Annotated in this window: 6 protein-coding genes and 1 pseudogene; all 7 read left to right on the forward strand. The window is 64.1% G+C overall.

The window, feature by feature from the left end; genetic code table 11:
- Nucleotides 1-603: MCE family protein (locus tag JOZ00_RS04855; RefSeq protein ID WP_293340488.1), on the forward strand; the 603-nt coding region annotated here is incomplete at its 5' end.
- Nucleotides 600-1,631 carry an MCE family protein gene (locus JOZ00_RS04860; protein ID WP_293340491.1) on the forward strand — a complete coding sequence of 344 codons (1,032 nt, stop codon included), beginning with the start codon at nucleotides 600-602 and terminating at the stop codon, nucleotides 1,629-1,631. The genes JOZ00_RS04855 and JOZ00_RS04860, both read left to right, overlap by 4 nt.
- Complete coding sequence (locus JOZ00_RS04865) at nucleotides 1,628-2,788, forward strand: MCE family protein (protein ID WP_293340494.1); 1,161 nt, start codon at nucleotides 1,628-1,630, stop codon at nucleotides 2,786-2,788. The genes JOZ00_RS04860 and JOZ00_RS04865 overlap by 4 nt, the downstream gene beginning before the upstream one ends.
- Nucleotides 2,788-4,146 carry an MCE family protein gene (locus JOZ00_RS04870; protein ID WP_293340497.1) on the forward strand — a complete coding sequence of 453 codons (1,359 nt, stop codon included), beginning with the start codon at nucleotides 2,788-2,790 and terminating at the stop codon, nucleotides 4,144-4,146. The genes JOZ00_RS04865 and JOZ00_RS04870 overlap by 1 nt, the downstream gene beginning before the upstream one ends.
- Nucleotides 4,143-5,270 carry an MCE family protein gene (locus tag JOZ00_RS04875; protein ID WP_293340500.1) on the forward strand — a complete coding sequence of 376 codons (1,128 nt, stop codon included), beginning with the start codon at nucleotides 4,143-4,145 and terminating at the stop codon, nucleotides 5,268-5,270. Before JOZ00_RS04870 ends, JOZ00_RS04875 begins: the two co-directional genes overlap by 4 nt.
- Nucleotides 5,271-6,749, forward strand: a complete 1,479-nt coding sequence (locus JOZ00_RS04880) for an MlaD family protein (RefSeq protein ID WP_293340503.1) — start codon at nucleotides 5,271-5,273, stop codon at nucleotides 6,747-6,749.
- Nucleotides 6,750-6,764: 15 nt separating this feature from the next.
- Nucleotides 6,765-7,000: pseudogene (locus tag JOZ00_RS04885) on the forward strand (Mce protein); the annotation flags it as partial.

Here is a 7,000-nt window from a genome sequence, read left to right on the forward strand (position 1 = left end):
ATCTATTCCAATGCGGCCCAGGACATTCTGTCGATCCTCGACTCGGCCACCGCGACCAGCACCACCCTCACCGAAAACCAGCGGTCGCTCGACTCGCTGTTGTTGTCGGCGGTGGGCCTGAGCCAGACCGGCATCAACGTCATCGGCAGAAACGAATCCAATATCGTGCGGTCGATCAACCTGCTCGATCCGACAACGGCGTTGCTGAACAAATACTCACCGACCTTCACCTGCCTGTTCCAGGGTGCGCAGTGGTACGTGGACCACGGCGGCCGAGATGCTCTGGGCGGCAACGGTTACTCGGTGATCCTGGACGCCGCTCTGCTTTTCGGTGACGACCCGTACCGGTACCCGAAGCACCTTCCGAAGACCAACGCCACCGGCGGGCCGGGGGGCAGGCCCAGTTGTGGGTCTCTGCCGGACCCCAGTGCGAACTTCCCGGTGCGTGCGCTCGTCACCGATACCGGCTGGGGCGCGGCCCCGAACGAGATCCGCACCAACGTGGCCGCTGGAAACCCGTGGTGGGCCAACTACTTCCCGACCACGAAGAACCCGCCGGAGGCGCCGCGCTACTTCTGGCGTGGAGGGCAGCCGCCGCCATGAAACGACGGAAGATGTCCGCCATCATCGTGCGCGTCGTGGCGTTCACGGCGGTGTGCGTGCTTTTCACCTTCACGCTGATCGCCGTGTTCGGTCAGTTTCGGTTCGAGGACCGCACCGACTACCAGGCGGTGTTCACGAACATCTCCGGTCTGAAGTCCGGCAACTTCGTACGCATCGCCGGCGTCGAAGTCGGCAAGGTCGGGGATCTGAACCTGCAACGCGACGGCACGGTCAAAATCGGCTTCTCCGTGGACAAGGGTGTGCGACTCACCGAGGGCACCAAAGCCGTCGTTCGCTACGAAAATCTCATTGGTGACCGCTATCTGGCTCTCGAAGAGGGACCGGGTTCCCCGCGGCGGCTTTCACCGGGCATGACGATTCCGCTGGCGCGGACGTCGCCCGCGTTGGACATCGATGCGCTCATCGGTGGCTTCCGGCCGTTGTTCCGCGCACTGGATCCCGATCAGGTCAACGCCCTCTCGGGTCAATTGCTGCGCATTTTTCAGGGACAGGGCGGCACCCTCGCGTCGGTCCTGGCGCAGACCTCGATGCTGACCTCGACCCTGGCCGGGCGCAGCGAACTGATCAGCGAGCTGATCAAGAACCTGAACACCGTGTTGCACACCTTCGCCACTCGCGATCGCGAGTTCAACGACGGCCTGGACAAGTTGTCGCAGTTCGTGAATGGATTGGCCGAGCGTAAGGATGACATCTCCACCGGGCTGGCCTACATCAACGCGGCCGCGGGGTCGGTGACGAATCTGCTTGTCCAGTCCCGCCAGCCGATCAAGGATGTCGTGCACGAGACGGACCGCATGTCGGGTCAGGTACTCGCCGACCGCGACTATGTCGACAACCTGCTCAAGCAGATGCCCGACATCTACCAGGTCCTGGCGCGGCAGGGCCTGAACGGCGACTACTTCGGCTTCTACTTCTGCGAAGTGCTGATGAAGGTCAACGGAAAGGGCGGGAACCCGATCTTCATCAAACTATTCGGCCAGCCCAGCGGGCGGTGCACGCCGCAATGAGATTACCCAAAATCAAAGTCGGCCGGCGCAGCCCGTGGGCGATCGGGGCGATGGGTCTCGTCATCTTGGGATGCGTGACCGTCGCCGCGTTCAATTACGACAAGCTTCCGTTCGTCAAGAACACCAAGGACTATGCGGCCTACTTCTCGGAGGCCGGCGGCATCAGAACGGGCAACTCGGTCCGGGTTTCGGGCATGGGCGTCGGTAGGGTCACCGACATCAAATTGGAGGGAACCAAGGTTCGGGTCGGTTTCACGGTCCGCAATTTCATCACGCTGGGCGACCGCACCGAAGCCGCGATCAAGACCGAAACGATCTTGGGCGCCAAGATGATCGAACTCACCTCGCGCGGCGAGGGGAAGCTGTCGGACATCATCCCGTTGGAACGCACTCATTCGCCATACGATCTTCCTGACGCTCTGGGTGATCTGACGACCGAGATCAGCGGACTGGATACAGCCCAATTGTCGTCGGCATTAACGACATTGGCTAATACCTTCCGGGACACGCCGTCGAACGTCAGGCCCGCGCTCGAAGGTGTAGCCCGGTTCTCCGACACCCTGAACAACCGCGACACGCAGCTGCGCAGCCTGCTCGGCAACGCCAATAAGGTCACGGGGGTGTTGGGCCGGCGCAGCCAGCAGATCGCCACGCTGGTGGCGGATTCCAATGCGTTGCTGGCGGCACTGCTGGATGAACGGGATTCCATCGACGCGCTGATGAACAATCTGACCGCGGTCTCACATCAGATTTCCGGGCTTGTCAACGACAACCGGACGCAGCTCAAGCCGGCTCTCGACAAGCTCAACGGGGTGCTCGAAGTCCTCGACAACCGCAAGGAGGACATTGCGCGGAGCCTACCCAAGTTCAAGCGGTATGCGATGTCATTCGGCGAGTGCCTGGGCTCTGGACCGTTTTTCAAGGCCTACGTGGCCAACTTGATTCCCGGCCAGATCAGCGGGCCGACGATCGACGCGCGCATGTATGACCGCTTCCTGGACCCCAACCAGAAGCTCCCGTCGGAGTCGGTGGATCCGCCGACCGGAACGCCGCCCGTGCCACCGGAACAGGCGCCGCACCCGCTTTGGTCCCAGCCGCCCTCGCCGGGGCCCGCGCCGGGCCCGCCGCCTGAGCCGGCCGACACGGGGGGACAGTGATGAGTCGTCGCACACTTCAACTACTGACCGCCATCAGCCTGGTCGGCACCCTTGTGGTGGCTTCACTCTTCGTCGCGGTGAAGTTATGGCGGGATGTCGAAAAGAACACCTACACCGCATATTTCACGGAAGCCAACGGTCTGTTCGTCGGCGACGAGATTCGCATCCTCGGCGTCGCGGTCGGTGTGGTGGACAAGATCGAACCGCAACCCACCAGTTCCAGGGTGACCTTCTCGGTCGACAAGCAATATGCGGTCCCGGCCGACGCGCGTGCCGCGATCCTGTCACCGTCGCTGGTGACGCCGCGGGCGATTCAGCTTGTCCCGGCGTACTCCGGCGGGCCGAAACTGAGTCCCGGCGCCTCGATTCCGCTCAGCCGCACCGCGGTTCCCGTTGAATGGGACGACTTCCGCAAGCAGCTGGAGAAGCTGACCGAGGCGTTGCAGCCGACCTCCCCGGACGGGGTGAACTCGCTGGGTGAGTTCATCAATTCGGCCGCCGACAACGTGCGCGGCCAGGGCGACACCGCTCACGACACGGTAATGAAGCTGTCCGCGGCGATTTCGGCGCTCGGTGATCACGCCGACGACATCTTCAGCACGGTGCGCAATCTGCAACTGCTGGTGACGGCGCTGTCGTCGAGCAGCGACTTGCTGGCTTCGTTCAACCAGAACCTGGCCGGCGTGACGACGCTGCTGACGAACACACCCAACGAGGTCGCCAACGCAGTAAAGGGGCTCGATGGAGCGCTGATCGATGTGCGCGACTTCCTCGCCGAAAACCGGGAAGCGATGGGCGTCACGTTCGATCGGCTGGGTTCGGTGACTACCGCGTTGAACGACAGCCGCATGGATGTCAAGCAGATCCTGCACATCGCGCCGACGGTGTTCCAGAACTTTCTCAACATCTACCAGCCCGCGCAGAGCGCAATGACGGGCATCATCGCGCTCAACAACTTCGCCGACATCCCGCAGTGGATCTGCAGTTCGATCGAGGCCGCCTCCCGGGCGCGGTTGGACCGGGTGTCCAAGCTGTGCCAGCAGTACATCAATCCGATCATCAAAAACCGCATCTACAACTACATCCCGGCGGGGTTCAACCCGTTCGTCGGGACTCAGGCCCGACCCGGCGAGATCACCTACAGCGAGGATTGGCTGCGGCCCGGATCCACGACCCCGCCGCCAGGTGCACCCGCGCCGGCGGCGACGCCCGCACCGGCGGCGCCCGGACCGCCGCCCACCGAGGTACCGACCGATCAACCGCCCGCCGACCAGCCCGCGGCGCCGCCTGCGCCGAGCGGCACGGTCAATTCGACTCAGGTGCTGCGGGATCTGATGCTTCCGGCGGGGGCATCATGAGACGGGCGATAGTGGCGGCCCTGTGCCTGATTTGCGTTGCCGCGCTGCCCGCTTGCGGATTCAAGTGGAAGGGCCTGAATTCGTTCATCCTGCCCGGAACTTCCGGCAACGGCCCCGGGTCCTACACCATTGCGGCCGAGATGCCCGATGTCGTCACGATCCAGGAGAACACCCGGGTGCGGGTGGACGACGTCAACGTCGGCAATGTGACCAGGATCGAGCTGCAGGACTGGCACGCGCTCGTCACGATGCGCATCAACGGCGACGTGCACCTGCCGGCCAATTCGACGGCCAAGCTCGGGCAGACCAGCCTGCTGGGGTCGATGCACATCGAACTCGCCGCACCCAAAGACGAACCGCCCGTTGGCCAGCTCAAAAACGGCTCGGTCATCCAGCTTTCGCGCGCGAGCATGTATCCGACCACCGAGCAGACCCTGGCCTCGGTGTCGGTCTTGCTCAACGGCGGCGGAATCGGCCAGCTGCAGGAGATCACGCAGTCGATCGCCAAGGCATTCGCCGGGCGGGAAAACGACATGCGCAGCCTGTTGAACCAGCTGGACGAATTCATCGCGCGCACCAACGAGCAGACCGACGACATCATCGCCGCGGCCGAGAATCTCAACTCGCTGGCGGGGCAGGTGGCCGATAAGGATCCCGTCGTCGACAAGGCTTTGATGACCGTGCCCAAGGCGTTGAAGGTGCTTTCCGATGAGCGCACCAAAATCGCCGACGCGATCGACCAGCTGGGCAAGTTCAGTGCGATCGCGGCGGACACCATCCAGCAGAGCAGGGAATCTCTGGTCAACAACCTGCGCAACATCGCGCCGGTGTTGCGATCGCTGGCCGACGCGGGCCCGTCGCTGACCAAGGGACTGGACGGGTTGGTGACCTACCCGTGGCCGGCTTCGACGGTGCGGAACTGGTTCCGCGGCGACTACGCCAACCTCACCCTGGTTGTCGATTTGACGTTGAGCCGCATCGATCAAGGGCTCTTCACCGGCTCACGGTGGGAAGGCAACCTCACGCAGCTCGAACTGCAGTGGGGGCGCACCATTGGCATGCAGCCCAGCCCGGCCACGGCGGGCAACCCGCTGACCTATCCGTATCACTTCGGGGGATACTGAATGCTGCGTTTGAACCGCCGCACGTGGATCCAGCTGTCAATCTTGGCGCTGGTGACCGTCGTGTCCTGTGGCGCAATGGCATTCAACTTCATGAAGTTGCCGGCGACGCTTTTCGGGATCGGGGAGTACGTCGTCACCGTCGACCTGCCCGAGTCCGGCGGGCTTTACCAGACCTCGGTCGTCACCTATCGCGGTACCGACGTCGGCAAGGTCAAGTCGGTCGATGTGACCGCGACGGGGGTTCGGGCGGTGCTCGCAATGAGATCGGGCGTCAAGGTGCCTTCGGATGTTCAGGCATCGGTGCACAGCCGCTCGGCAATTGGCGAGCAGTACATCGAGCTCACGCCGCGACCCGGCAAGGACGGGCAACCGTCCCGGGCACTGCAAGCCGGGGACGTCATACCCGTCGGGCGAGTCGATGTGCCGGTGGATATCGGGCATCTGCTTGACGTGACCAACCGTGCGCTGCAGTCGATTCCGCGTGACAACTTACGCACGGTAGTGGACGAGACGGATCGTGCGGTCGGCGGTCTGGGGCCCGAATTGTCGCGGATCGTAGACGGGTCGACGTCCCTGGCCATCGCGGGCGGGCGGACCGTCGACCCGCTTGCCGCGTTGATCGACCAGACGCCTCCGGTGCTCAATTCCCAAGTCCAGACTTCGGATTCCATTGCCAGGTGGGCCGATCGGACCGCGGCCATCACGGCGCAATTCAAGGCGCAGGACGCGGCCTTACGGGAACTTCTGACGCAGGGCACGTCGGGTGTGGAAGAGGGGCGGGCGCTGTTCGATCGGGTGTCGTCCTCCCTGCCGGTGCTGTTCGCGAACCTGGTAAGCCTGGGTGACATTGCGGTCGTCTACCGCCATGACATCGAACAGCTGCTGGTGCTGTTCCCGCAGGGCATCGCGGCGATGGCGGCGATCGTCGTGCCGAGCTCGAACACCAAGCAGGAGTACAAGGGCGCACAGCTGGACTTCAACCTCAACATCAACCTGCCGCCGCCGTGCACCACGGGATATCTGCCGCCGACCCAGCGCCGCTCACCGGCCAGCGTGGACGCCCCGGACCGCCCGGTCGGTGACCTGTTCTGCCGGGTGCCGCAGGACTCGGAGTTCAATGTCCGTGGCGTGCGCAACATTCCGTGCGAGAGCAAGCCCGATAAGCGTGCGCCCACCGTCGAGCTGTGTGAGAGCGATGAGGAGTACGTGCCGCTCAACGACGGCTACAACTGGAAGGGCGACCCGAACGCCACCTACAGCGGGCAGGGCGTACCCCTGTATCCGCCGGGACAAGATCCGCGCCTACCACCGCCGCGAGGCACCGCGCCGCCTGCGCCGGCGCCACCGCCACTGGCCGTCGCGACGTATGACCCGGCCAACGGTGACTACGTCGGTCCCGATGGTCGTCGCTACACCGAGGCCGATCTCGCACACCCTCGTGCCAAGAGCTGGCAGTCACTGTTAGTGCCGCCAGCGTAAGCAGTAAGGAGCAACATGACCGTAGAACCTGACGAGGCTGAAAACCTCGACGTTATCGAGGAACTCGACGAGTATCCGACCGATCAGCAGAGTCGGCGCGCCCGCTGGCGGCGCCGCATCACTGCGCGGCTCTCGCAAGTCGGATGGGCGGCGGTGGCCGGCGTCACCGTCGTGGCGTTGCTGGCCGGACTGACCGGTTGGCTGGGTTACCGCGCCTACGAAAGGCACCAGGCTGACGCTCGGCGCGACCT

The sequence above is a fragment of the Mycobacterium sp. genome (genome assembly GCF_019243155.1).
In the GTDB taxonomy this organism is placed as follows: domain Bacteria; phylum Actinomycetota; class Actinomycetes; order Mycobacteriales; family Mycobacteriaceae; genus Mycobacterium.